This is a genomic window from Cohnella sp. GCM10020058 (assembly GCF_042683485.1).
Taxonomy (GTDB): domain Bacteria; phylum Bacillota; class Bacilli; order Paenibacillales; family Paenibacillaceae; genus Cohnella.
In genome coordinates this window covers 103,921-129,109 of record NZ_JBHUJV010000007.1, presented here as the reverse complement: position 1 = coordinate 129,109, position 25,189 = coordinate 103,921, and the positions used below count along the sequence as shown (strand labels likewise).

Genomic DNA, 25,189 nt, shown 5'->3' with positions numbered 1-25,189 from the left:
CAGTGCTGTATGGCAGAAAGGAGCGATTTTGGGTGAAATCCACCTATCGCTGGGTACTGGCGGAAGAAGACGACGAAGCGGCCGTCGCACTGGGTGCGCAGCTTGGGCTGGCGCCGCTCGTAAGCCGTCTCCTCGTGTCGCGAGGCTATCGAAACGCGGTGGATGCGGAGCGTTTTTTGCATCCTGGACTCCGCGACTTGCACGATCCTTATCTGCTGCTCGGCATGGACCGGGCCGTTGCCCGGATCCGGCAGGCGATCGACGACGGGGAACGCATCCGCGTATACGGTGATTACGACGCGGACGGCGTGACCTCGACGGCGCTTATGCACAGACTGCTCAGCCGGCTCGGCGCCGACTTCGATACATACATTCCGCATCGCAGCAAGGAAGGTTACGGTCTTAACTTGCCGGCTATCGACCGGGCGGCGGAAGCGGGCGTGAAGCTTATCGTAACAGTGGACAACGGGATCAGCGCGGTCGAGCAAATCGCCTACGCGGCAACGCTCGGCATCGACGTCGTCGTGACCGATCATCACGAGCCGCCCGCGGTCCTGCCGACAGCGGCGGTGGCCATCGTTAATCCGAAGCAGCCGGGCTGTCCATATCCGTTCAAGGAGCTCACGGGCTCCGCGGTCGCGTTCAAGCTGTCGCACGCCATGCTCGGCGAACCGGATCTCGCGTTCGCGGACGTCGCGGCGATCGGCGTCGTCGCGGACTTGATGCCGCTCACCGGCGAGAATCGCGCGATCGTGAAGCTGGGACTGGAAGAGATGAATGCGCGGCCTTCTCCGGGCATCAAGGCGCTGGCGCAAATCTCCGGCGCGGAGCCGGGGCGGCTCACAAGCGGCCGCATCGCATTCGGACTTGCCCCGCGGCTCAACGCGGGCGGCCGGTTAGCAGAGGCGGACACCGCGCTGCGGCTATTGATTACCGCCGAGCAGGACGAAGCCGAGATGATCTCCGCCGAGCTGGATATGCTGAACCAGGAGCGTCAGCAGCTCGTCGAAGATACGCTCGTCCAAGCGGATGCCGCTTGGCAGTCGATCGTCGCTGGGCACGGCGGTCGCGGCCCTGCGGTCATCGTCGTGTCGGGCGAAGGCTGGAACGCGGGGATCGCCGGGCTTGTCGCCTCGAAGCTCGTCGAGCGTTATTACAAGCCGACCGTCGTATTGGCGGCGGACGTTGCTACGGGCCTGTGCAAAGGCTCTGCGCGCTCGATCGAAGGCTTCGACCTGCATGCCGCGCTCACCGCTTGCTCGGAGGAGCTGGAGCATTTCGGCGGCCACAAAGCGGCCGCCGGCATGACAATGCGCACCGAGCGGGTAGCCGCATTGGGCGAGAAGCTGTCCACGCTCGCGGACAGCTGGCTGTCGGCGGACGATTGGATCCCGCGCAAGAAGGCGGATCTCGTCTGCAGGGCTTCCGAGCTGACGCTCGAGGCCGCCGAGCAGCTGCGCGCGCTCGAGCCGTGCGGCATCGGCAACCCCTCGCCGCGCTTTGTGCTGCGCGGCGCGGAGGTCATCGATGCCAAGGCGATGGGCAAAGAAAGCAGACATCTGCGGGCGGTGCTGGGACAGGGAGGCCGCAAGCTGGAGGCCGTATGCTTCGGTAGGGGCGCCGACTGCGGCGCCATGCTGGGGTGCGGAACGGCCAACGTGCTGGGCGAGTTGTCCGTGAACGAGTGGAACGGCAGCAAACGTGTGCAGCTCATGCTGCAGGATTGGCAGTCGGCTGCGCTGCCCGTGCACGATCGGCGCCACGAGGCCGACTGGCAGAGCATCTTGCGGACGCTGGCTGCGGCGCATAGCTCGGCGAGCTTGCTCGCGGTCGCGTCTAGCGAGGCGGCGCTCTCCGAATTGCGCCAAGTGCACGGCGACGTTGCCGGGCTGCTTGTCTCGTCCTACGGAGAGGCGGCTGCAGCCGCTGCAGGCACGGAGACGTTACGCCTTGCGCTTATCGACCTGCCGGAGGCGGGCGACGGCCTCGAGGGGCTGCGCGCGCTGCTGACCGGCTGCGTTGTCGAGGAGATCCATCTCCTTACGGCCGGCCGCGTATCGGCCGGCTCCCGCGGCCGGCCGACGCAGGGCGTACAAATGCCGAGCAGGGAGCAGTTCGGCGAGGTGTACGGTCTGCTCAAACGCAAAGCGAGCTGGATCGAGACGCCCGACGGATTTCTTCGCCAGGTGGCGGAGCGAACCGGGCGAACGCTGGCTGACGTAGTGATGATGCAAGACGTATTCGAGGAGCTTGGCTTCCTCAAGCGAAGCAGGGCTTCGATCGAGGTTGTCGCTCAGCCGCCGAAGCGCCAGCTGGAGGAGTCCCCGAGATACCGCAAGGCGATGCTCCGGGCGGAGGCCGAAGCGCTAGGCGCGATGTCTCCTGCCGAGCTGAAGAGCTGGCTGCGCGCGCTCGCGGAAGGTAACGATGGCAAGCGGATGAGATCAAGTGTATAATGCAAGCTGGCGAACTTGTTCTGAAGGAGCGATTTGACAATGGATTTTAAACCATATATTCGCGTTATTCCCGATTTTCCCGTACCCGGGATCCGATTCAAAGATATTACGACCCTGCTTAACAACGGAGAGGTGTACCGCGCGGCGATCGACGAGCTCAAAGAACGCGTGAAGGACTGGGAGATCGACATCATCGCAGGTCCCGAAGCGCGCGGCTTCGTCATCGGCGCGCCGCTTGCGCTTGCGCTCGGCGTCGGCTTCGTCCCGATCCGCAAGTCGGGCAAGCTGCCCGGCGAGACGGTAGAAGCCGGCTACGACCTGGAATACGGCAAGGACACGCTGGCCGTACACAAGGACGCAATCAAGCCGGGACAGCGCGTGCTTATCGCGGACGACCTGCTGGCTACGGGCGGCACGATCGCCACGACGATCAAGCTCATCGAGCAGCTCGGCGGCGAGATCGTCGGCGCTTCCTTCCTGATCGAGCTGAGCTATCTCAACGGGCGGGACAAGCTTAAGGGCGCTCGCGTCGAGTCGCTCGTCCAATATTAACCGAATATCGCGGCGATTCGCGGCATAGCTGCCGGGGCCGGACGTTCTGCCTGTCGGAGCGTCCGGCCTTTTTTATGCGGTCCATTCCGTTTCCGCCAAGCCGAATCGCTCCATCTTCAGCCGATCTTCAGCATCGCCTCAGAGGCGCTTCAGCGCCTCGAAGCATAATGGAAATACACGAACAGCGGGCAACGCAGAGGAGCGACATCGCGATGAATCCATTAAAAGGCATTCGTATTCTCGCCGTAGACGACGAACCGAACATTTTGCAATTTCTGGAGCTGGGCCTGATCAACGAAGGCTTCGAAGTACAGACCGCGCCGGACGGCATGACAGCGATCAATCTGGCCAAGAGCTTTAAGCCGCATGTCGCCATCCTGGACGTGATGATGCCCGGCATGGACGGCTTCGAGGCTTGCAAGCTGCTGAAAAAGACGGAAAACGTGGCGGTCATCATGCTGACGGCCAAAGACGAGGTAGACGATCGGGTCAAAGGTCTCATGCTGGGCGCGGACGACTACATGGTCAAGCCGTTCAGCTTCGAGGAGCTGCTGGCTCGCATTCATGCGAGAGTACGCAATCAATTTCCGCTCATGTCGGGCCAGGCCGTGTTCGGTCCGATCAGCATCGACGACCGCCGCAAAGAGATCAGTCTTAGCGGCCGGGTGCTGGAGCTGTCGCCGACCGAATACGAGCTGCTAAAGTACATGGTCATCAATCATGGTATCGTGTTGAGCAAAGCGCTCATTCTCGACAAGGTCTGGGGCTACGATTTTGGCGGCGACGAAAATATCGTCGAAGTGTACATCCGGTCGCTGCGGGAGAAGCTCGGCGACAAGGAACATCAGCTGATCCGCACGCTGCGCGGCGCGGGCTACAGGATCGATCTGCCATGAGGCGGGCGTCGGGGGGCTCCCCGCACACGCAGCTGAAGGGTTCCCTGCGCCTGCAGCTGCTATCGCGGTCTCTGCTCGTCGTAGCGGTGCTGCTGGTGTTCATCGGATTGTTTCAATACGTGCTCATGCGCAAATTCACTTACGAGAACAAAGCTTCGGCGCTCCGAAGCCAGATTTTGTCGCTGCCGCCGGATATCTGGCGGGACCGTCAGGGTCACGGCGTCGCGGGGGCGGACCGTTCGATAAAATCCGGATTCGGGCTAGGCGTCGGCAAACCGCAGGACAATGCCGCGAACGGATCGAGTAGCTGGACGAGCGGAGAAGCGGGGCAGTCGGACGATTCGGGCGAGATGCGCGGACGGTATTATGTTCCGGATGCGACCGTCGTCCTGATCGGGACCGATCTGAGCTTTACGACTTTGTCCGAATGGACGGACCAGGCCGAGCCGCCAAGGCTCGCCGACGAGACGTACCAGGCAGTCATGAACAGTGGAGAAGGCGAATCCAAAGGCGCGGAGTACCGGATCGCCAAGGATGCCGAAGGCCGTGAGCAGCTCGTGGTGCTTCGTTCGCTCGGCAAGGACGGTCAGGGCTCCGGCGTTATCCAGATCAGCACGGGCACGGAAGAGCTTAAGAAGACGCTGAACGGCCAACTGCTGATGTTCGGCGGACTCGCCCTGCTGGCGTTGTTCGCGGGGCTCCTGACACTGCTGCCAGTGCTCCGGCGCACACTTACGCCGCTCTCCGAATTGGTTGACAAGGTCGAACGGATTGATGCGGGCAATCTGGACGAACGATTTCCGGCCATCGTTAAGCCGGTCGAGATCGGACGGCTGTCCGCTTCCTTTAACGGCATGCTGGCGCGGTTGGACGAAGCATTCGAGACCGAGAAAGAAGCGAAGGAGCATATGCGGCAATTCGTGGCGGACGCCTCGCATGAATTGCGCACGCCGCTGACTTCGATTCACGGTTTTCTTGAAGTGCTGCTGCGGGGAGCATCGAGCAATCCGGAACAGCTCGAGCGCGCGCTTCGCAGCATGCACGGCGAATCGGAGCGCCTTCGCAAGCTGGTCGGGGATCTGCTGATGCTGGCGAAGCTCGATCAGCGGAGCGGCGTACATGCCGTCCGCGGCAATCTGAGCGACACGCTGCGCGAGATGGAGCCGCAGCTGCGAATGCTGGCCGGCGTCCGAGAAGTAGGCTTCTCGTTGCCGGAAGGCATGTACTGCCTGTACGATCCGGATAAAATCAAGCAGGTCGTGCTCAATTTATTCCACAATGCCGTACAGCACACGGACGGCGAGGGGGGAGCGATATCGCTCACGATCCATCGCGCAGACGGATTCGTAAATCTCGATGTCGATGATAATGGCTCGGGCATCGATCCTGCGCACCTGCCTCACGTATTCGATCGGTTCTACCGCAGCGACTCTTCCCGCACGCGCAAATACGGGGGCGCCGGACTCGGCCTTTCGATCTCCAAGTCGATCGTCGACGCGCTCGGAGGCGGCATCGCGGTGGCTAGCGATCCTGGCCGAGGCACCACCTTCACGATCCGTTTGGTCGAAGCCTGAACGCTTCTTCGCCTTGGTTGGCGGCGCGATATCGCGATGTAGTTTTGTATAGAGTCTCATAGTCACGGTTGGCGACGCAGAAACGCCATGTAGCTCTATATAGAGTCTTATGGCCTCATTAAGCGGCGCAGAAACGCCATGTAGCTCTATGAAGAGTCTTAAAAGGTAAAAAAGGATGAAGCAGAGTCGTTCCTGCTTCATCCTTTTTTGCGTTCTAGGGGCCCCATTGCGCTCACGCCAAGCGCGTCTCCTTCCTCAATCGTTCAGGCAATCTTCAGCCATGGCTCATGAAGCGCTCAGTCCGAGTTAAGGGAGCATTCAGTACCGCCTTCTATAGTTAGGGGCATGGAGCTTTCGTCGCGGAGGAGTGAAGGCATGATAGCCGAAAAGAAATCGAGGCCGAGGCGTACGCAACACGCTGTCGCTCTCGGCGCGATCGCGGCGCTAGCGGCATTTTTGAACATTTATCGAATCTGGCAGGACGAGACGGGCAACGCGTACTATACGGCAGCGGTCACAAGCATGCTTCAAAGCTTCAAAGCATTTTTTTTCGCTTCGCTCGATGCGGGCGGATTCGTAACCATTGACAAACCGCCGGTTACGTTTTGGGTGCAGACGCTGTTCGCCGCCGTATTCGGCGTTCACGGCTGGAGCGTCATTCTGCCGCAGGCGCTGGCCGGCGTCGGAACGGTATTGCTCATGCATGCGCTGGTCAGGCCGACCTTCGGAAGGGCCGCCGGTCTCATTTCCGCGCTGGCGATGGCCGTAACGCCCATCGCGGTGGCGGTAGCGCGAACGAACAATGTGGACGCCATTCTCGTCTTCACGCTTCTTCTGGCGGCATGGATGCTGATGAAGGCGACGTCCGGCGGGCAGCGGCGATGGCTGTTCGGCGCCTTTGCCATGATCGGCGTCGCTTTCAACGAAAAAATGCTGGAAGCTTATATGGTACTGCCTGCTTTTTATGTATTCGCTGCGCTCGGGCTTCGCTCCGGATGGCGCAGAAAAATCAAGCTGCTGACCGCATCGACCGCCGTATTGGCGGCAGTGTCCTTGTCCTGGCCGCTCGCCGTCGACCTGACGCCGGCGGATAGCCGGCCTTATGTCGGGAGCAGCCAAACGAATTCCGTGCTCGAGCTGGCGTTCGGATACAACGGCATCTCGCGACTGACCGGGGAAGGCGAAGGCGTTCCGGACAGCGGCGGCAGCGCGTTCAACATTGGCAGCCAAGGTCCGCTTAGGCTGTTTCAGCGCGAATTGTCCGGACAAACCAGCTGGCTCCTGCCGTTCGCGCTATTCGGCGCAGTATCGCTGCTGACGGGGATTCGGCGGGGCAAGCCGCTGTCCCGTCGCGTCAAGGAGACGCTTTTCTGGTCAGCCTGGTTGATCCCGGTCATGGGCTTCTTTAGCGTCGCCGGTTTTTTCCACGAATATTACCTCATCATGCTGGCGCCGCCGATCGCGGCATTATGCGGAGCGGGGTGGGGCCGGATGCTCGGCTTGCGCACAGCCGCCGCGGGCTGGAAAAGGCATCTGCTGCCCGCCGCCTTGGTTGCAACCGCCGTTTTTGAGCTGTCCGTGCTCGCCACTTACCGGACGCAGATCGGCACAGGCTGGCAGCTTGCGGTCGGTGCGGGCGCGCTCGCAGCAATCGCCGCAATGACGATGCCCGGCGGCGGACGCCTGCTGCTAAGAGGGTCCGCGACCGCGGCACTGTGCGTGCTGCTTGCCGCCCCGCTCTATTGGTCGGCGACGCCCCTGCTCTACGGCGGCAACAGCAAGCTTCCGGTAGCGGGGCCCGGCCTACGAAGCTCGAACAGCGTCGCCGGCGGCGATCAGGGGGCGGCGTCCCAGGTCGACCAAGCCTTATACAAGTATCTGTCGGACCGCAATACGGGAGAAACGTATCTTTTCGCTACGGACAATGTCAGCACGGCAGAAAGCTATATCATCGCTGCCGGCAGCGCGGTGATGGCGATGGGGGGGTATAGCGGGAACGATCCGATTTTGACGCCGGAGCGCCAGGCGCAGCTCGTTCGTGACGGGGAAGTCAAATATTTTCTCATCGGGAGCGGCGGCAGAGGCGGCGGTTCCGAGTCATCGGTAACGGACTGGATCGCCGCAAACGGACGAAAGATACCGGCCGGCGAGTGGGCGCAGGACGGACAAGCGGGAGTTGACGGTACGTTGTACGAGGTGACTTTGCCATCATGAGAGGAGAGAGGACCTATGGCGGAATTGGCCAAATATTCGATTGTCGTGCCGGCCTATAACGAGGAGGCGGTCATTCACGAAACGTACCGACAGCTCAAGCAGGTCATGGAAGGGACAGGCGACCGGTACGAACTCATCTTTGTCAACGACGGCAGCAGCGACCAGACTTCATTCTTCAGGCATACAGCCTCTCGGATTGCACGGTTAAGCTGATCGATTTTTCCCGCAATTTTGGGCACCAAATCGCGATCACGGCAGGCATGGATTATGCAACCGGCGAAGCGGTCGTCGTCATCGACGCCGATCTTCAAGACCCGCCGTCGCTCATCCCGCGAATGATCGACAAGTGGAAGGAAGGCTATGACGTCGTATACGCGAAGCGGACGGTCCGCAAAGGCGAGAGCCTGTTCAAGCGATGTACTTTCTGTTCGAAGAGGTGCGCAAATGGCATTTTCATCTAGCTTTAAGCCCGTGTTCATCTTTAATTCACGCAAGTCTGCTAGTCTCCTCTTATCGTACATAGGAGGTCGTCTAGGATGAGGAAGAGCAGAAAGTGGGTCGCCTGGATCGTGATCGTCTGCCTGATCGCGGCCGGCGGCGGAGGCTATTGGTGGTATACGTCCAAAGACACGAAGGCGGCGACAAGCGGTCCGTCCTTCAACCAATCCCGCGTGACCAAAGGGACGATCACCAAGAGCGTCTCCGGCAGCGGCGCCGTCGAGGTAAGCGAATCGGAGACGGTGAAGCCATCGGATTCTGCCACAGTGGAGAAGGTCAAGGTAACCGAAGGCCAGACGGTCAAAAAGGGAGCCGTGCTCGCGACATTCGAGGGCGAGGATGTCAGTCTGTCTCTGAGCAAGTCGGAGCTGAGCCTCGAGCAGCTGCAGATGCAGCTGGAGCAGGCCCAGGAAAAGTGGAAGTCGCTGCAAATTTCCAGCGCTGAACAGGCTGATATCGAATCGGCTGAGATGAGCATCAAGTCGATTCAGCTGAACATCAAGCAGACGAAGCTGGACATGCAGGATACGCAGGAAAAGGCCAAAGCGCCCGATCCGATCGTCGCGTCGATCGACGGCACGGTAACGGCCGTAAACATCAAGGACGGCGACACGGTGAACGGCCAGATCGAAGCGTTCACGATCGTGAACTACGACAAGCTGGATATCCAGATCTCGGCGGACGAGCTCGATATCTCGCAGCTCAAGCTCGGACAAACCGCGAATATTACGATGGATGCGCTTAGCGGCCAGGCGTTCACGGGCAAGGTGACCAAGATCGCCAAGGAAGGCACCTCCACGAACGGCGTCGCGACGTTCCCCGTCACGGTGAGCCTGGATAAGACGGACGGCGTCATGCCGGGGATGAACGGAAGCGTCGACGTCGTCATCGAGTCGAAGCAGGACGCGCTGCTCGTGTCGGTCGAGGCGGTGACGCAAATGGGAACCAAGTATTTCGTACGCGTTCCGGCTGACGGCACGACGACGGGGCAATCGACCGGCGGTCAGGCAGCGGGCGGTCAAGCAGCAGGCGGTACAGCCGGCGGCCAGTCGACGAACGGTCAGGCACAAAGCGGCGATCAGGCAGCGGCCGGCGGCGCGGCTGCAGGCGGTCAGGCGGCCGGAGGCCAAGCGGCAGGCGGCGCAATGCCTGAAGGGATGCCGCCTTTCGACGGTGCCGAGGCGCCTGGAGGGGCGGCCGCGGGCGGCAACAGTGCGGGTGCTCAAGGCGGCTATGGCGGCCAGGGCAGACAGGGCGGCTACGGCGGCACAGGACGTCAAGGCGGCTATGGCGCGGCGGGCGGCTTTGCGAGAGGCGGCCAAAGCCAGACGGCTGCAGGCGCAGCAAGCACGAATTTTACGCTGAAGGAAATTACAGTCGGCATTACGACGGATTCGCAAGTCGAGGTGCTGACCGGGTTGACCGAAGGACAGACGGTGCTGATCCCAGTGACGGTGTCGGCGAGTTCCGGCAATCAGCAGCAAACGGGATTCGGCATGGGCGGCTTCCAAATGGGCGGCGGCGCGTTCCCGGCAGGCGGAGGCAACTTCGGCGGCGGCGGGAACTTCGGCGGCGGCACCACGCGCACAGGCGGCAACGGCGCCCGTACAGGCACAGGCACTGCGGGAGGTCGATGACATGAGCAAGTCAGCGCCCTCTCCTCTGATCACCATGGAGGACGTATTCAAGAAGTACACGCTTGCCGGAGAGACGCTGAACGCGCTCGACGGCATCACGCTCACAGTCAACAAAGGCGATTTTATGGCCATTATCGGTCCGTCCGGTTCTGGCAAGTCTACGCTCATGAACGTGCTCGGCTGTCTCGACACGCCGACCAGCGGCAAGTATATGCTGGACGGCGCAGAGATCGGCAAGCTGAGCGACAATAAGCTGGCGAACATTCGCAACAACAAAATCGGCTTTATCTTTCAAAGCTTCCATCTGCTACCTCGTCTGCGGGCGATCGATAACGTCGAGCTGCCGCTTGTCTACCGCGGCATGTCCGGCCGCGAACGCCGGGCGCTCGCGAAAGAAGCGCTCGAGAAGGTCGGGCTCGGCGAGCGCATGTATCACGTCCCGAACCAGCTGTCGGGCGGGCAACAGCAGCGCGTCGCCATCGCCCGGGCGCTCGCGGGAAGGCCGCCGCTGCTGCTCGCGGACGAACCGACGGGCGCGCTCGACAGCAAGACGAGCCGGGACGTCATCGGCCTGCTTAAGGAGCTGAACGCCGAAGGCAACACGATCGTGCTCATCACGCACGACCCCAAGGTCGCCGAGCAGGCGCAGCGCGTCGTACGCATTCAGGACGGCAAGCTGACCGAGGAGAGGAGCGTCGCTTCATGAAGCTGAGCCAAGGCATTCGCATGGCTTGGGGGAGCATTCGCGCCCAGCCGCTTCGCACGCTGCTCACCGTTCTCGGCATCCTCATCGGGGTCGCTTCGGTCACGATCATGGTCGCGATCGGCAACGGAACTTCGGAGCAGGTCAAGAGCCAGCTCCAGGGACTGGGCACGAACATGCTCACGGTCAACGTCGTCGGCCGGGGCGCCGTCACCAGCATCAAGCAGACCGACGTCCAGTCGCTCGCGGACGTGGACAACGTCGACAGCTATGCGCCGAACATCAGCGGCAACGTGACCGCGAAGTCCGGTACGCTGACCTATTCCGCGTCCGTCAATGCGACGACCTCGGCCTTTGCCGACATTCGCGATTACGACGTGGAGCAGGGACGCTTCATCATGGACATCGACGACTCGTTCAAGCAGAAGGTGGCGGTCATCGGCTCCGAGGTCGTAACCGAGCTAAAGCTGAGCAATCCGGTCGGGAGCAAGATCTCGCTGAACGGCATTCCGTACAAGATCGTAGGCGTACTTGCTTCGAAAGGCAGCACGACGAACGGTTCGAGCGACAACGTCATCATCGTGCCGCTGTCCACGGCGCGCGTCGTCCTTCAGACCGATGCGATCCGCACGATTTACGTGCAGGTCGACAGCGAGAAAAACGTGGACAAAGTACAGACGGCGCTCGAAAGCAACCTCAAGTCCTTTTTCCGCAACGACGAAGATAGCTATAATGTATTCAACCAGCAGGATCTGCTCGAGACGATCACTTCGGTATCGACGTCGGTCTCTACGCTGCTGACCTATGTGGCGGCCATCTCGCTGCTCGTCGGCGGCATCGGCGTCATGAACATGATGCTCGTTTCGGTCACGGAGCGTACGCGGGAGATCGGCATCCGCAAGTCGCTCGGGGCCAAGCAGCGCGACATTCTGTTCCAGTTTCTCGTAGAGGCGTCTATTATCGGTCTGCTCGGCGGCATAGCGGGGGTGGCGGTCGGCGCGAGCGGCTCCAAGTTCGTCGGCAAAATGATGGATTCGCCGGCGTCACCATCCGTCGATATTATGGTGATCGCAGTCGTCTTTTCGATCGGCGTCGGCGTGTTGTTCGGGTTTCTGCCTGCAAGGCGGGCTTCCCGACTTAATCCGGTCGAGGCTTTGCGCCAATAAAATATCGTTATCTTAAATGGTAAAGGAGGCAGGCCGGTTGTCCGCGCACATACTCGTCATCGAAGACGATCCGTACATCGGCGAATTGATCGGCCTGTACTTGAAGCGAGAAGGCTTCGACTACGACATCGCGGGCGACGGGGAGGACGGCTGGGACCTGTTTGCCTCCGGACCTCCCGATCTTGTTATTCTCGACTTGATGCTGCCCGGGCTCGACGGCTGGGCCGTATGTCGCAAGATCCGCGCGGAGCGCTCGACGCCGATCATCATCCTGACGGGCAAAGGCGAGAGCTACGACAAGCTTAAGGGTTTCGAGCTGGGCGCGGACGATTATCTCGTGAAGCCGTTCGATCCAAAGGAGCTGATGGCGCGCGTACGCGCCGTCCTCCGGCGGACGATGCCGGGATTCACGCGGGAGCCGATCCGAATTCCCAACCTGACGATCGACCTTGACCGCTATATCGTCGAGTGCTGCGGGTCGGAGCTTACGCTTCCGCCCAAGGAAATGGAGCTGCTGCATCTGCTTGCATCGATTCCCGGCCGGGTTTTTACGAGGGATCAGCTGCTGGACAGAATCTGGGGTTACGAATTCGACGGAGATCCCCGTACGGTCGACGTACATATCAAGCGAATCCGGGAGAAAATCGGCATGACGGCATATTATCGGATCGAAACCATACGGGGCGTCGGTTACAAGTTTGAGGTGAGCGGGACATGAGGCGGTACAGCGGCATTACCGTCAAGCTGCTGCTCGCCTTTTTTGCCGTTCTCCTCATTTCCTTCGCCATTACGTTGTTCATCTCCGACCGCTTCGTCAGAACGCAGCTGCGGGAGCGCAACGACCAGATGGAGGCGCGTCAGCTCGATGTAACGGCGGCGCTTGTACGCAGCGCCTACCGGGAACAGTGGAGCCGCGCCCAGCTGACGTCCGCGCTCCAGATGAGCGGCGGGCCGAACCGGACGATCGTTATTCTGAACAGCGCAGGAGAGGTCGTGCTCCAGTCGGGCAACCCGAGCGCCGGCGAGAGCGTCGAGATCGATCCGCAAGCCTTGAAGGAGACGCTGGCGGCCCGGGACAAGCATTGGCGGCCCGGCGACGCATCCGGCGAAGGCAAGATCCGGATTGCGGCCGGTCCTGTCGGCGGGGATATCTCATGGAACGCGCAGACGATTCTGATCGTCTCGCAGGCGTTTCAACAGGATTTTAATGTCTTCAGCGGGTTGTTCCGCAATATTATGATCACGATGCTCGTGGTCTCTACGATTATGGTGCTCATCGTCTCGCGCAGCATGACGGCGAGGCTGAGACGCATGACGCAGGCAGCGAGAGACATCGCCAAAGGCAAGTTCGATATCCGTCTGCCGGACCGGCACCGCGACGAGATCGGCGAACTGGCTTCTTCTCTTAATCATATGTCCGCCGAGCTCGGCAGCCTTGACCGAATGCGTCGGGAGTTTCTTGCCAACGTGTCGCACGATCTCAGATCGCCGCTCACCTCGATCGGCGGCTTCGTTGAGGCGATGCTGGACGGTGCCGTGCCGCCCGAGAAAGAGATGCATTACCTCGGTCTCGTTCGCGAACAGACGCAGCGCATGAACCGGCTGGTGAACGATCTGCTCGACGTGGCGCGCATGGAGGCAGGACAGCTCGAGATCTCGCCTGTGCCATACAATCTCAGCAGCTGGATCCGGGGGCTGCTCGCCCGGATGTCCCCCGACGCGGAGCGCAGAGGCATCAAGCTCGAGCTGATCGGAGACGCTGAGGATCTATGGGTGCGGGCGGATCCCGACCGGATCGATCAGGTGCTCGCGAATCTGGTGCTCAACGCCATTCAATTCTCGCCCAACGGACGGACCGTGCAGGTCGAGGCTGTTCGCGACGGAGCCAACGCTAGCGTCAGCGTGAGGGATCGCGGCGTCGGCATCCCCGACGGCGAGCTCGATAAAATCTGGCAGCGATTCTATAAATCCGACAAAGCCCGCTCCGCGCGAACGGGCAGCGGTCTGGGCCTCGCTATCGTTCAATTCGTGCTCGAGAAGCATGGCACTGCGGCTTCCGTAATCAGCGCGGAGGGCGTGGGCACGGTGTTCACTTTTTCGCTGCCTCTGGAGGAACAGCCATCCTATTCGCCTTATTCCGTCCGCGACGGCGTCTGACGGCGTTCGCGGGCTGTTGACGGTTCCCTCCGCCAAGAGGCATAATGGAGGGAATACCTCACGATTCGCGGCGGCCCGCGCTTTTTTTGCAGGCCCGGAGCGGAAAGGAACATGGCATGGGCATGGAGCAGCTGCTTGAAAAAGCGTCGACATACATGAAAGAACAGGACTTAGAGCGCATCCGGGAGGCCTACGCGTACGCCGACGAGGCGCACCGGGGGCAGCTGCGCAAGTCTGGCGAGCCTTATATTCTCCATCCTGTAGCGGTAGCGGAGATTATGGTCCAGATGCAGATGGACGTCGTTACCGTCGAAGCGGCGCTCCTGCACGACGTCGTCGAAGACACGACCGTGACGGTCGAGGACGTGCGTGGCGAGTTCGGCGAGACGATCGCAGGTCTCGTGGACGGGCTCACGAAGCTGGAGAAGATCCAGTTCAGATCCAAGGAAGAACAGCAGAACGAGAACTACCGCAAGATGTTCGTCGCGATGGCGAACGACATTCGCGTCATCCTGATCAAGCTGGCGGATCGCCTGCACAACATGCGGACGCTGAAGTTCCAGTCCGAGGAGAGCCAGCGGCGGATCGCGCACGAGACGATGGAGATCTACTGCCCCATCGCGCACCGGCTCGGGATGAGCGCCATCAAGTGGGAGATGGAGGATATCGCGCTGCGTTATCTCAACCCGCAGCAATATTACCGGATCGCCAACCTGATGAAGAAGAAGCGCACGGAGCGCGAGCAGTACATCTCCGAGCTCGTCGACAAGATCCGCGAGAAGCTCGAGGAGATGGGTATCCAGGGAGATATCTCGGGCCGTCCCAAGCATATTTACAGCATCTACAAGAAGATGACGGAGCGCGGCAAGCAGTTCAACGAAATCTATGATCTGCTGGCGATTCGCATTCTCGTGGACAACGTCAAGGATTGCTATGCGACGCTGGGCATCATTCATACGCTCTGGAAGCCGATGCCGGGCCGCTTCAAGGATTATATCGCGATGCCCAAGGCGAACATGTACCAGTCGCTCCATACGACCGTCGTCGGTCCGACCGGCGAGCCGACCGAGGTGCAGATCCGTACCTGGGACATGCACCGCACGAGCGAATACGGGATCGCCGCCCACTGGGCATACAAGGAAGGCAAGGAGTCCGGCAACGTCGCGAGCAGCTTCGGCGACAAGATGAACTGGTTCCGCGAGATCATCGAGCTGCAGCAAGAGACGCGCGACGCCGCCGAATTCATGGAGTCGCTGAAGATGGATTTCTTCACCGATCTCGTATTCGTGTTCACGCCCAAAGGCGAAGTGTACGAACTGCCTGCCGGGGCCGTGCCGCTTGACTTCGCGTACCGGATTCATACCGAGGTCGGCAACCGGACGATCGGCGCCAAGGTCAACGGACGGATCGTCCCGCTCGACCACAAGCTCAAGACCGGCGACATCGTCGAGATCCTCACGTCCAAGCATTCGTACGGACCGAGCCAGGATTGGCTGAAGGTGGCGCAATCCTCGCATGCGCGCGCCAAGATTCGGGCTTGGTTCAAAAAGGAAAAGCGCGAGGAAAACGTCGCGAAGGGACGGGACGCGATCGAGCGCGAGCTGAAGCGCCTGGGGCTTGAGCCTTCCGAATGGATGAGCGATGACAAGCTGCTCGAGGCTGCCCGCAAATTCACCTTTAACGATATCGAGGATATGATGTCCGCGATCGGCTTCAGCGGCATCACGGCCGCGCAGGTCGTCACCCGCCTGACGGAGAAGCTGCGCAGGGAAGCCGAGGAAGCCCAGCAGATCCAACTGACGAACGAGGTCAAGGAAGTGCGCTCGCCTTCGGCGGCAGCCGCCGCGAACCGGTCGCGCACCTCGAGCGGCGTCCGGGTCAAAGGTGTCGACAATTTGCTCGTGCGCTTTGCGCGCTGCTGCAATCCGGTGCCCGGCGATCCGATTATCGGCTACATTACGCGCGGACGCGGCGTATCCGTGCACCGTTCGGATTGCCAGAACCTGCCGACCGCCGCCGAAGGCGAAGAGGCGCAGCGCGTCATCGAGGTCGAATGGTGCGAGGAGGTCGAGGCGAGCTACAGCGTCGAGATCGAGATTCTCGGGCACGACCGGCGGGGTCTCCTCAACGAGGTGCTGCAGACGGTGTCGGAGAGCAAGACCAATATCGCGGCCGTCTCGGGCCGATCGGACCGCAACAAGGTGGCAATTATGCACCTGACGATCTTGATCCGCAACAAAGAGCATCTGCAAAACGTGGTAGACAAGATCAAGCGGATCAAAGATATTTTTTCGGTGCAGCGGCTTATGCAGTAGGCAATCGATAGATTTGAAGCGACTATTGCGGCGGCCGATTCGGCCGCCGCTTATGCGTACAGGAGTGAATTCGGAGATGAAGGTCGTATTGCAGCGGGTATCCCAGGCCCGTGTCGACATCGAAGGTAAGGCGGTCGGAGAGATCGGAGCGGGACTGCTGCTGCTTGTCGGCGTCGGTCATGAGGATACCGAGCATGACGCCGCCAGGATGGCGGACAAGATCGCCGGCCTGCGCATATTCGAGGACGACGGCGGGAAGATGAATCTGTCGGTGAAGGAGACGGGCGGCGCGATATTGTCCGTATCGCAGTTCACGCTGTTCGGGGATACGCGCAAGGGGCGGCGCCCGAATTTCATGGGTGCGGCAAGGCCGGAAGCGGCTTCTGCGCTCTATGACCGGTTTAACGAGATGCTGCGTGAAACGGGATTGACCGTCGAAACCGGCTCTTTTGGCGCGATGATGGACGTGACGTTGACAAACGACGGTCCGGTGACATTGATACTGGACACGAAGGAATAAGGAGAGCCGTGAGAAGCGCCCGCGCCTTTGCGTTTTTTGCGCGACCGGCGCTTCTGAATGGGAAAGGGATGCATGGGAAACACTACGTATCGTTATTCTTTTCAGCCTGGAAAGGAGCCGATCGTATGCGCCAGTCTCCCAAGGAAGCCCGGATGGATCGGGCGGCCGGCACGATGCCGGGCGCGGATCGCCGGGAAGCGCAAGCGCTGATGGCCGAGGAATTCGCGGCCGAGCTCGCGCCTCGCGACCCGTCCGCAGAAGGCGGCATGCGGCCCCGACGTCCCAATCGCGGATGAGGATCAGGTGCGGATAGGGTCATCTTGTACGGGCCGGCACGCTGAGTCCGCGGAGACGTTGGATAGAGGTCACATGCCGTTGCGTTCTTTTGCGATTGTAACAAATCCGTAATGTTAGCTTCATCCTCTCTTAATGAATTCCGACTATTATAGTTGGTGACCCCCTTTTTCTATAAAGCAACAAACTGAAGCCCGCTCGATTTTCGAGCGGGCCCTTTTTTTCTCAAGATGCTATTTCGCGAACATTTGCTTTTTAAGCTCCGCGTTGCGTTTGGCGAACACGTCGTTGTGCGAGGAGACCATGCCGTATGCGTTCGCTTCCGGCGTAATGTATTGCTTCGCCTTGTTGACGGCGTTGGCGGCGTCCTGGAAGGCGCCTGCGATCAGATGAAGCTTGCCGTCATGCGCGAGGATATCGCCGGCAGCGTACAGGCCGGGTACGGACGTCTCGCTCATCGGCGTGCCGTCGATGCCCCAATCCGGTCTCATCCGAACGTCGATGTCGCTTTTGTCGAGCATGTCGCTGTCGCGCTCGTAGCCGTGGTTGATGATGACTTCGTCGACCTGAAGCTCGACCGTGGATTCGTCTTCCATGTTTTTAAGCAGGACGCTGCAGATCGCGTCATGACTGTCCGAAGCGACGAGCTTGTCGATGGCGGTGTTCAGCAGGCAGACGACCGTACCGCTGTTCAGCTTGGTGATCTCGGCTTCATGCCCCTTCAAGGTTTCCTTCCGATAGGTCAGGTAGACCTTGGCCGCGATCGGTTCGAGCTCGTTCGCCCAGTCGATCGCCGAGTTGCCGCCGCCCGAGATCAGGACGGTTTTATCTTTGAAGCGGGAGAGCGACTTGACGGTATAGTGGAGGTTGGACACTTCGAACCGGTCCGCGCCGTCGATATCGAGCTTGGTCGGCTTCAGTATACCGCCGCCTACGGCGAGAATGACCGTTTTCGAATAGTGCTTGTCGCCCGAATCCGTACAGAGGACGAACAGGCCGTCCTCGCTCTTGGAGATGGACGTTACTTTTTCGCCAAGAACGACTTCGGGTCCGAAAGTGAGCCCCTGTTGAATCAACTGCTTGATAAGCTGCTCGCCGGTTACCGGCGTAAGTCCGCCGACGTCCCATATCATTTTCTCGGGGTAGACGTTGACCTTGCCTCCGAGGATCGGCTGATACTCGATGAGCTTCGTCTTCATTTCCCGCAGACCGCTATAAAATGTGGAGTACAGCCCGGCCGGGCCTCCGCCGATGATAGTGACGTCGAATACGTTCGGTTGCATAAGCGATCGATCGCTCCTTTATAATCGCGTATTGAGCCGGGTTGCAGGTGGACTGCAGGACTCTTTTCCAATATCGTACCACATTCTCATGAGAATGAGAATCGTTATTGATCAGTTCTGCGGAGACATCTTTCATAATTGAGGCCATTTCTTGACATGCCGGCCCGTCGAAGGTTAAAATGAATCACAATTGTAACAAACATGGATTCAATGACGGGAACAAGTACTCCGGACCCACTTCTCCAGAGAGGATCGCCTTCAGGCTGCGAGCGATCCGCCGATGACCGGACGAACGACATCTCCGAGAACCTCCCGCGAACGGGCGGACGAGAGGCGATTGCGCCATAAGCGCGGACGCCGACGATCCGCGTTCAGTAGCGAGCAGGCGTCCGCCGGGCGTTAACCGGTTCGAGAGCGAGCGCATCTTTTTCTGCATCCATTGCAGATGAGCGCGTTCGAACGACGGGTGGTACCGCGGGAGCATATACGAGCTCTCGTCCCGGATGACGCAGCGATGCGCTATCCGGGACGAGAGCTTTTTTTGACGAATTCGAGAGGGTGGTGCAGCAATGGGATTTCAAAAACCGCCGGGCACGCAGGACTTTTTGCCGGATGCGTCCGAGCTGTGGCAATACGTGGAGCGGACCGCAAGGGAGATCGGCAGAAGATTCCGGTTCAGAGAGATACGCACGCCCGTATTCGAAGCGACCGAACTGTTCCAGCGGGGCGTCGGCGAGACGACGGACATCGTCGAGAAGGAAATGTATACGTTCGTGGACAAAGGCGACCGCAGCATGACGCTGCGGCCGGAAGGCACTGCGGGCGTCGTACGCGCCTATGTCGAGAATAAGCTGTACGGAGAGCCGGAGCTGTCCAAGCTCTACTACATCGGACCGATGTTCCGGTACGAGCGGGCCCAGGCAGGCCGCTACCGTCAGTTCCATCAGTTCGGGGTGGAGGCGATCGGATCGGAGGATCCGGCGCTCGACGCCGAGGTCGTAGCGCTCGGCTACGCTTTTTATAAGGAAGTCGGCTTGACCGGCGTGACCGTGGACATCAACTCCGTCGGTACGCCCGAGGTGCGCGCGGCGTACCGGGAGACGCTGCTCGGATTCTTACGTCCGATCAAGGACACGCTGTGCAAGGACTGCCAGTCGCGCATGGAACGCAATCCGCTGCGCGTGCTCGACTGCAAGGTGGACCAGGACAAATTCGAAGGCGCGCCTTCGATCCTCGACAGCCTTGACGAGGCTTGCAGCACGCACTTCGCGCTCGTGCGGCAATACCTGGACGATATGGGCATCCCCTATCGCGTCAATCCGCGGCTCGTACGCGGCCTGGATTACTATACGCACACGGCGTTCGAGTACAAGGCGCAGGGGATCGGCGCGATCGACACGATCGGGGGCGGCGGCCGGTACAATGGCCTCGTCTCGCAGATCGGCGGCGAAGACCGTCCGGGCGTCGGTCTTGGGCTCGGGCTCGAGCGCACGGTCATGCTGCTCGAGAGCCAGCACGCGAAGCCGGACTTCGGGCCGGCCGTCGACGTGTTCGTGATCGCGCTCGGCGAGCGGGCGGAGCGGGAGACGCCGGGACTGCTCTATCGGCTCCGCGAAGCCGGATTGTCGGCCGACAAGGACTATCAAGGCCGCAAGACGAAGACGCTGTTCAAGGCCGCCGACAGGATCGGCGCGCGTTATGCGGCCGTCATCGGCGATGACGAGCTCGAGCGCGGCGAGGTCGGGCTTAAAAACTTGAAGACGCAGGAGCAGCGGCAAGTGCCGCTCGCCAAGCTGGCCGAAGCGGTACGCGATTGGAACCAACAAGACGAAGAGGGGTTAGCGCAATGACAATGCTTAAAACATTTGACGCAGGCAAGCTGACAAAAGAACACGTAGGACAGACCGTCGTGCTGAATGGATGGGTGCAAGGCTGGCGCGACTTCGGCGGCATTCTGTTCATCGACCTCCGCGACCGCAGCGGAATCGTACAGATCGTGTTCAATCCCGAATTTTCCGGCGATGCGCTGGATCTCGGCGGACGTGCGCGCAACGAATACGTGCTCGCAGTGAAGGGGAAGGTCGTCGAACGCGATTCCGAGACGGTGAATGCGAACCTCGCGACCGGCGAGATCGAAGTGCAAGTCACCGAAGTCGAGATCATGAACAGCGCCAAGACGCCGCCGTTCCCGATCGAGGACGGCGTCGAGGTAGACGAGTCGCTGCGTCTCAAGTATCGCTATCTCGACCTGCGCCGTCCGGAGATGCAGCGCACGTTGTACCTGCGCTCCAAGGCGACCAAGGTGTTCCGCGACTTCCTTGACGATCACGGCTTCCTTGACGTCGAGACGCCGATTCTGACCAAGAGCACACCCGAAGGCGCGCGCGACTATCTCGTGCCGAGCCGCGTCCATCCGGGCGAGTTCTTCGCTCTCCCGCAATCGCCGCAGCTGTTCAAGCAGCTGCTCATGATCGGCGGCATCGAACGCTACTACCAGGTCGCGCGCTGCTTCCGCGACGAGGACCTGCGCGCCGACCGTCAGCCGGAGTTCACCCAGGTCGACATCGAGACGTCGTTCCTGTCGCAGGACCAGCTGCTCGGGATGATGGAGGAGCTGATGGCGCGCCTGTTCCGCGAAACGATCGGCGCCGAGATCGAGACGCCTTTCCAGCGGCTCACCTATCACGACGCCATCCACAAGTACGGCTCGGACAAGCCGGACCTGCGCTTCGGGCTCGAGATCGAGGACGTCACCGACATCGTCAAGACGAGCGAAGTCAAAGTATTCGCATCGGTCGCGGCAGGCGGCGGCGTGGTCAAGGCGCTTAACGCCAAGGGCTGCGCGAGCTGGAGCCGCAAGGAGCTCGACGATCTGCAGCCGTTCGCCGCCCGTTACGGCGGCAAGGGCATTGCCTGGATCACCGTCAAGGACGGCGAATGGAAGGGCCCGATCGTCAAGTTCTTCAAGCCTGAAGAGATTGCCGCGCTGACCGAACGGCTGGGTGTCGAGGACGGAGATCTGCTCTGCTTCTCCGCCGACAAGCTCAAGACGGCCGCCGATGTCATGGGCAACCTGCGCCTGAAGGTCGGCCGCGAGCTCGGCCTGATCGACAACACGAAGTTCAAGTTCCTGTGGGTCGTCGACTTTCCGCTGCTCGGCTGGGACGAAGAAGGCAAGCGCTTTGTCGCCGAGCATCATCCGTTCACCCGTCCGCGCGACGAGGACATCGCGCTGTTCGATACCGACCCGGGCGCCATCCGCGCGCAGGCTTACGATATCGTCCTCAACGGCTACGAAGTCGGCGGCGGCTCGATGCGGATCTATCGCCGCGAAGTGCAGGAGAAGATGTTCTCCGCGCTCGGATTCACGCTCGAAGAAGCGAAGGAGCGCTTCGGCTTCTTCCTCGACGCGTTCGACTACGGCACGCCTCCGCACGGCGGCATCGCCTTCGGCCTGGATCGTCTGATCATGCTGCTGACGGGCCGCACGAACCTGCGCGAGACGATCGCCTTCCCGAAGACGGCGAGCGCGACGGACCTGCTTACGGACGCGCCTTCCGGCGTCGAGCACAAGCAGCTCGAGGACCTGCACATTCGTCTGTCGGCCAAAGCCCTTGCCGCCCAAGCGAAGGCGGCCGCGCCGGCCGAGCAGTCCGAGTCCGAAGTCGGCGAAGAGCCGGCTGCAGTCAAGGAATAACCGGGTCTTAAAGGCCAAGGGAGGAGCGATCCTATGCTGCACCAGTTCTCGCGCACGGAGCTTGCCATCGGACCCGAAGGACTCGAGACGCTTAAGGGAAGCACGGTCGCCGTGCTCGGGATCGGGGGCGTCGGCGGCATCGCCGCCGAGGCGCTCGCCCGGTCGGGCATCGGGCGCATCATCCTGATCGACAAGGACGTCGTGGACATTACCAATGTCAACCGGCAGATCCACGCGCTCACGACGACCGTCGGTCAGCCGAAGGCCGAGCTGATGCGCGATCGCATCAAGCTGATCAATCCGGAATGCGACGCGATCGCGCTGAAGATGTTTTATACCGAGGAGACGTACGAAGAGCTGTTCAAGTATCCGCTCGATTATGTGGTCGACGCCTCCGATACGATCTCTTACAAGATTCATCTGATCAAGCAGTGCCTCGAGCGGCGTATCCCGATCATCTCGAGCATGGGGGCCGCGAACAAGACGGACCCGAGCCGGTTCCAGGTCGCGGACATTTCCAAGACGACGGTCGATCCGATCGCGCGCGTTATCCGGACCAAGCTGCGCAAGGAAGGCATCAAGAAGGGCGTCAAGGTCGTCTTCTCCACGGAGGATCCGATCAAGCCGCGCGAAGACGTGACTCAGCGCATCGTGCCGGATACGGCACCAAAGGAAATCCGGAAAGCGCAGCAGCCGCCGTCGAGCAACGCCTTCGTGCCGCCGGTCGCGGGGCTCATCATGGTGAGCGTCGTTTTCCGCGAATTGGTGGAGGCGGGCCGGAAGAAAGCGTAGACGAGCGCCATTATTAAAGCCGATTACTGAAGATTTCAGACAAAATGCCTTTTGTGGACGCCTATCGTTGGCGGTTCGCAAGAGGCTTTTGTTCAAATTCAGGAATTCTAAACTTGGGCGTCAATTCGGGGAGAGGCAAGGAGCGTTTTTCGGCGTATCGGCACTTTAGGATGTTTTGCAGGCCCCAAAACCTGCATTTGTACAGGTATTTTCTACCGATGCGCGATACTTTAAGAAATACCTGCAAATATGCAGGCAAATGCAAAGCGCAAGCCGAAAATCCGGCTGATGAAGGAAAAAAACTGCACTGCTGCATCTATTTGCACAAAAGCTCTGATATAAGCGGAAATAGATGTATATTTGCAGGCTTTGCGGCGAAAGAACATATTTAATGTATATGATCAGTATATCTGCAACGCGTCTCTAGAATCGCTTCTAAGGCTTGTTTCGCGTTCAGGGAGACATTTTTGTCCCCCTGAAATCTATCGGCTTTCTGAAGTTGGTCGTTTTTTAATGGCCTCCGATCTTTCCAAGACGGATTTTTTCTAATGATGCGGAAAATGCGATTGGACGAAAGCGATATTTCGTACCAGGCGCCCAAATTGTGCCATTGTCCCTGTCACTCCGCAGTTGTCCTTCATACACTGGATCATCCTTGTCGTATGGAGGTGTAGAGTCATGAGCGAGCAATCGTCCGCAAACAAGAAAAACGTGCTGCTTGCATCCAGTTGCCGCAAGCCGCATCCCAAAAAGCGTCGCAAGCATCCTAAAAAATGCGGCTGCAAGCCGCATCGGAAACATCGCGACGACCATCACAGCCATCACAGCCATCACAGCCATCACAGCCACCGGAGTCATCACCATTCGCGCTCTGGCGCGGCACCTGTCCGTCCGGAGCCGGTCGAACCGGTCGGGGAAGGTCTCGGGGGCCTCGGCGGTCTGGGCGGTCTCGGAGGGCTAGGCGGCCTTGAAGGCGGCCTCGGCTGGGGCGCGGAATCCGGACTAGGTTCGTTTGGCGGTCTCGGAGGAGGACCGGGGCCCGGTCCTGATGGAGATCATCACTCGTATTCGGGATCGCATTCGCACCGTTCCGCAAGAACGGCATCCGCCATTCGCGGCCGGAAAAAACGTTAACGCAAGCGAGCGTAACGAAGCAACTGCATGCCGCCATCACTTGATGGCGGTTTTTCTTTTTAAGATGCATATCCGCATTCCTCGCAACGAACCGTCACGTTCGCCTGCCGTCCGAATAGGCTATCCATGATCCTACAGGGCTAGCGGCCCAAAGCGGAGGGGAAGCCCGTGCCATTACCCGTCAGAATGCTGCGCGTCTCGGATCGTCATATGAATGAGATGGAGAACAACCTGTGGAACGGCCGCTTCGTTCCCGCCGCGATGGAAGGCTGGCATGCCGGTGCCGCGGCCGTAAGCGTCCGCTATAGGGGAGGACATACGCGCGCTTATCCGAAGCGTTCGTTCGAGGTTGCCTCGTCCGAAGGTACGCGCCACTACAACGCCGAGCTCGACGATCCCTCGATGATCCGCAACGCGCTGTCGTTCTGGTTTTTGGAACGCATCGGATTGCCCAGCCCTTCTGCAAGGCACGTGCTCCTGGCGCTCAACGGCGCGCCGATCGGCGTTTATTTGGAGATCGAGGCGGTGGATGCCGACTTTTTTCGCAAAAGGGGGCTGCGTGCTTCCAGCCTGTTCTATGCGGTCAACGACCGCGCGGACTTCAGGCCTGCTCCGCGCGCATCCTTGCTGGACGGCTACGAATACCGTTATGGCGGACGCGACGGGCGGGAGCGGCTGCGCGGGTTTATCGCCGGCCTTCACCGACGGAGATCGGCAGCGCAAACAGCTGCTTACTTATCGTCGCGCCTAGATATCGATAATTATTTGCGATGGCTCTGCGGCGCCGTTCTCACGGGCAATTACGACGGCTTCGACCAGAACTACGCGATTTATCAGAACCGAGCCACGGGCCGATGGTCGATGGCGCCGTGGGATTACGAAGGAACTTGGGGGCGCAATTGCTTCGGTAAACCCGTTGGCGCGGACCTGGTCGAGATCGGAGGCTACAATTCGCTGACGCGAAAGCTGCTAGGCCATACCCCCTTCAAGAAACGCTATAAAAGTCTGCTCCGGGCATTGCTCGGTACTGCCTTCACGGAGCGTTCGCTCATGCAGCGAGCCGAAAAAATGCATCGGGAGATCGCACCGTACATGCGTGCGGAACGGCTTGCACGCGGCGCTTACGCGGGCTTTTCCGAAGAATTGAAGACGATCCGGCAATATATTCGAGATCGGCGCGCCGTTTTGCTTCGGGATTTGAAGCGGCTGTAGCTCGTTTCTCCGCAGTCCTCATGCCGGAACGCCTGTTCCCCTGTCACTTCCGATTAAGCCGCCTGTCTGCTAAAATGGAGGGGTGGGGA

At 60.4% G+C, this 25,189-nt stretch carries 19 protein-coding genes and 1 pseudogene; 19 read left to right on the top strand and 1 reads right to left on the bottom strand.

The annotated features are described in order from the left end of the window. Positions 1 to 32 precede the first annotated feature (32 nt). From recJ to ACFSR7_RS10755, 14 genes and pseudogenes are all read left to right on the top strand, one after another. Positions 33 to 2,456: a single-stranded-DNA-specific exonuclease RecJ gene (recJ, locus tag ACFSR7_RS10820; protein ID WP_378161353.1), complete on the top strand. Its 2,424-nt coding sequence runs from the start codon at positions 33 to 35 to the stop codon at positions 2,454 to 2,456. Between the two features lie 39 nt (positions 2,457 to 2,495). Then, positions 2,496 to 3,008 (top strand): adenine phosphoribosyltransferase, encoded by a 513-nt coding sequence (locus tag ACFSR7_RS10815; RefSeq protein WP_378161352.1) that lies wholly within the window; start codon positions 2,496 to 2,498, stop codon positions 3,006 to 3,008. Between the two features lie 212 nt (positions 3,009 to 3,220). Beyond that, the gene (locus ACFSR7_RS10810) at positions 3,221 to 3,904 is read left to right on the top strand and encodes a response regulator transcription factor (protein WP_378161350.1); all 684 of its coding nucleotides are present in this window, start codon (positions 3,221 to 3,223) and stop codon (positions 3,902 to 3,904) included. After that, positions 3,901 to 5,478 (top strand): sensor histidine kinase, encoded by a 1,578-nt coding sequence (locus ACFSR7_RS10805; protein WP_378161348.1) that lies wholly within the window; start codon positions 3,901 to 3,903, stop codon positions 5,476 to 5,478. The genes ACFSR7_RS10810 and ACFSR7_RS10805 overlap by 4 nt, the downstream gene beginning before the upstream one ends. Positions 5,479 to 5,853: 375 nt before the next feature. Then, the gene (locus ACFSR7_RS10800; RefSeq protein WP_378161346.1) at positions 5,854 to 7,692 is read left to right on the top strand and encodes a glycosyltransferase family 39 protein; all 1,839 of its coding nucleotides are present in this window, start codon (positions 5,854 to 5,856) and stop codon (positions 7,690 to 7,692) included. Positions 7,693 to 7,707: 15 nt separating this feature from the next. Further along, positions 7,708 to 8,114, top strand: a pseudogene (locus ACFSR7_RS10795) (glycosyltransferase family 2 protein); the annotation flags it as partial. Between the two features lie 114 nt (positions 8,115 to 8,228). Continuing rightward, positions 8,229 to 9,827 (top strand): efflux RND transporter periplasmic adaptor subunit, encoded by a 1,599-nt coding sequence (locus tag ACFSR7_RS10790; RefSeq protein WP_378161344.1) that lies wholly within the window; start codon positions 8,229 to 8,231, stop codon positions 9,825 to 9,827. Position 9,828: 1 nt separating this feature from the next. Beyond that, the gene (locus tag ACFSR7_RS10785; RefSeq protein WP_378161342.1) at positions 9,829 to 10,533 is read left to right on the top strand and encodes an ABC transporter ATP-binding protein; all 705 of its coding nucleotides are present in this window, start codon (positions 9,829 to 9,831) and stop codon (positions 10,531 to 10,533) included. Further along, positions 10,530 to 11,696 (top strand): ABC transporter permease, encoded by a 1,167-nt coding sequence (locus ACFSR7_RS10780; protein ID WP_378161340.1) that lies wholly within the window; start codon positions 10,530 to 10,532, stop codon positions 11,694 to 11,696. Before ACFSR7_RS10785 ends, ACFSR7_RS10780 begins: the two co-directional genes overlap by 4 nt. A gap of 37 nt (positions 11,697 to 11,733) precedes the next feature. Further along, complete coding sequence (locus ACFSR7_RS10775) at positions 11,734 to 12,414, top strand: response regulator transcription factor (protein ID WP_378161338.1); 681 nt, start codon at positions 11,734 to 11,736, stop codon at positions 12,412 to 12,414. Next, on the top strand, positions 12,411 to 13,853 hold the full coding sequence (locus ACFSR7_RS10770) for a sensor histidine kinase (protein ID WP_378161337.1): 1,443 nt from the start codon (positions 12,411 to 12,413) through the stop codon (positions 13,851 to 13,853). Before ACFSR7_RS10775 ends, ACFSR7_RS10770 begins: the two co-directional genes overlap by 4 nt. 116 nt (positions 13,854 to 13,969) lie before the next feature. Continuing rightward, the gene (locus ACFSR7_RS10765) at positions 13,970 to 16,168 is read left to right on the top strand and encodes a RelA/SpoT family protein (RefSeq protein WP_378161335.1); all 2,199 of its coding nucleotides are present in this window, start codon (positions 13,970 to 13,972) and stop codon (positions 16,166 to 16,168) included. Positions 16,169 to 16,244: 76 nt separating this feature from the next. After that, a complete protein-coding gene (dtd, locus tag ACFSR7_RS10760; protein ID WP_378161333.1) occupies positions 16,245 to 16,688 on the top strand; it encodes a D-aminoacyl-tRNA deacylase in 444 nt (147 codons plus the stop codon). A gap of 125 nt (positions 16,689 to 16,813) precedes the next feature. Next, on the top strand, positions 16,814 to 16,984 hold the full coding sequence (locus ACFSR7_RS10755; protein ID WP_378161331.1) for a hypothetical protein: 171 nt from the start codon (positions 16,814 to 16,816) through the stop codon (positions 16,982 to 16,984). Positions 16,985 to 17,215: 231 nt separating this feature from the next. On the opposite strand, the gene ACFSR7_RS10750 is transcribed toward ACFSR7_RS10755, so the two are convergent. Beyond that, on the bottom strand, positions 17,216 to 18,265 hold the full coding sequence (locus ACFSR7_RS10750) for an NAD(P)/FAD-dependent oxidoreductase (RefSeq protein WP_378161329.1): 1,050 nt from the start codon (positions 18,263 to 18,265) through the stop codon (positions 17,216 to 17,218). A 569-nt stretch (positions 18,266 to 18,834) separates the two neighbouring features. Here ACFSR7_RS10750 and hisS point away from each other — a divergent pair. From hisS to ACFSR7_RS10725, 5 genes are all read left to right on the top strand, one after another. Beyond that, positions 18,835 to 20,115 carry a histidine--tRNA ligase gene (hisS, locus tag ACFSR7_RS10745; RefSeq protein WP_378161327.1) on the top strand — a complete coding sequence of 427 codons (1,281 nt, stop codon included), beginning with the start codon at positions 18,835 to 18,837 and terminating at the stop codon, positions 20,113 to 20,115. Positions 20,116 to 20,117: 2 nt separating this feature from the next. Beyond that, a complete protein-coding gene (gene aspS, locus ACFSR7_RS10740) occupies positions 20,118 to 21,962 on the top strand; it encodes an aspartate--tRNA ligase (RefSeq protein ID WP_378161898.1) in 1,845 nt (614 codons plus the stop codon). A 33-nt stretch (positions 21,963 to 21,995) separates the two neighbouring features. Then, complete coding sequence (locus ACFSR7_RS10735; protein WP_378161325.1) at positions 21,996 to 22,754, top strand: tRNA threonylcarbamoyladenosine dehydratase; 759 nt, start codon at positions 21,996 to 21,998, stop codon at positions 22,752 to 22,754. Between the two features lie 678 nt (positions 22,755 to 23,432). Beyond that, entirely contained in the window at positions 23,433 to 23,888 is a 456-nt protein-coding gene (locus ACFSR7_RS10730; RefSeq protein WP_378161323.1) for a hypothetical protein, read from the top strand. Positions 23,889 to 24,056: 168 nt separating this feature from the next. Further along, the gene (locus ACFSR7_RS10725; protein WP_378161321.1) at positions 24,057 to 25,100 is read left to right on the top strand and encodes a CotH kinase family protein; all 1,044 of its coding nucleotides are present in this window, start codon (positions 24,057 to 24,059) and stop codon (positions 25,098 to 25,100) included. The last annotated feature ends 89 nt before the right edge of the window (positions 25,101 to 25,189 follow it).

What these genes read in the sequence shown, in the direction of transcription:
- ACFSR7_RS10785 (WP_378161342.1), top strand. Translation starts at nt 9,829, where the DNA reads ATGAGCAAGTCAGCGCCCTCTCCTCTGATCACCATGGAGGACGTATTC.
- ACFSR7_RS10815 (WP_378161352.1), top strand. Translation starts at nt 2,496, where the DNA reads ATGGATTTTAAACCATATATTCGCGTTATTCCCGATTTTCCCGTACCC.
- ACFSR7_RS10750 (WP_378161329.1), bottom strand. Translation starts at nt 18,265, where the DNA reads ATGCAACCGAACGTATTCGACGTCACTATCATCGGCGGAGGCCCGGCC.
- ACFSR7_RS10755 (WP_378161331.1), top strand. Translation starts at nt 16,814, where the DNA reads ATGCGCCAGTCTCCCAAGGAAGCCCGGATGGATCGGGCGGCCGGCACG.
- ACFSR7_RS10780 (WP_378161340.1), top strand. Translation starts at nt 10,530, where the DNA reads ATGAAGCTGAGCCAAGGCATTCGCATGGCTTGGGGGAGCATTCGCGCC.
- hisS (WP_378161327.1), top strand. Translation starts at nt 18,835, where the DNA reads ATGGGATTTCAAAAACCGCCGGGCACGCAGGACTTTTTGCCGGATGCG.
- ACFSR7_RS10810 (WP_378161350.1), top strand. Translation starts at nt 3,221, where the DNA reads ATGAATCCATTAAAAGGCATTCGTATTCTCGCCGTAGACGACGAACCG.
- ACFSR7_RS10790 (WP_378161344.1), top strand. Translation starts at nt 8,229, where the DNA reads ATGAGGAAGAGCAGAAAGTGGGTCGCCTGGATCGTGATCGTCTGCCTG.
- ACFSR7_RS10735 (WP_378161325.1), top strand. Translation starts at nt 21,996, where the DNA reads ATGCTGCACCAGTTCTCGCGCACGGAGCTTGCCATCGGACCCGAAGGA.
- ACFSR7_RS10805 (WP_378161348.1), top strand. Translation starts at nt 3,901, where the DNA reads ATGAGGCGGGCGTCGGGGGGCTCCCCGCACACGCAGCTGAAGGGTTCC.
- ACFSR7_RS10730 (WP_378161323.1), top strand. Translation starts at nt 23,433, where the DNA reads ATGAGCGAGCAATCGTCCGCAAACAAGAAAAACGTGCTGCTTGCATCC.
- dtd (WP_378161333.1), top strand. Translation starts at nt 16,245, where the DNA reads ATGAAGGTCGTATTGCAGCGGGTATCCCAGGCCCGTGTCGACATCGAA.
- ACFSR7_RS10765 (WP_378161335.1), top strand. Translation starts at nt 13,970, where the DNA reads ATGGGCATGGAGCAGCTGCTTGAAAAAGCGTCGACATACATGAAAGAA.
- aspS (WP_378161898.1), top strand. Translation starts at nt 20,118, where the DNA reads ATGCTTAAAACATTTGACGCAGGCAAGCTGACAAAAGAACACGTAGGA.
- ACFSR7_RS10800 (WP_378161346.1), top strand. Translation starts at nt 5,854, where the DNA reads ATGATAGCCGAAAAGAAATCGAGGCCGAGGCGTACGCAACACGCTGTC.
- ACFSR7_RS10770 (WP_378161337.1), top strand. Translation starts at nt 12,411, where the DNA reads ATGAGGCGGTACAGCGGCATTACCGTCAAGCTGCTGCTCGCCTTTTTT.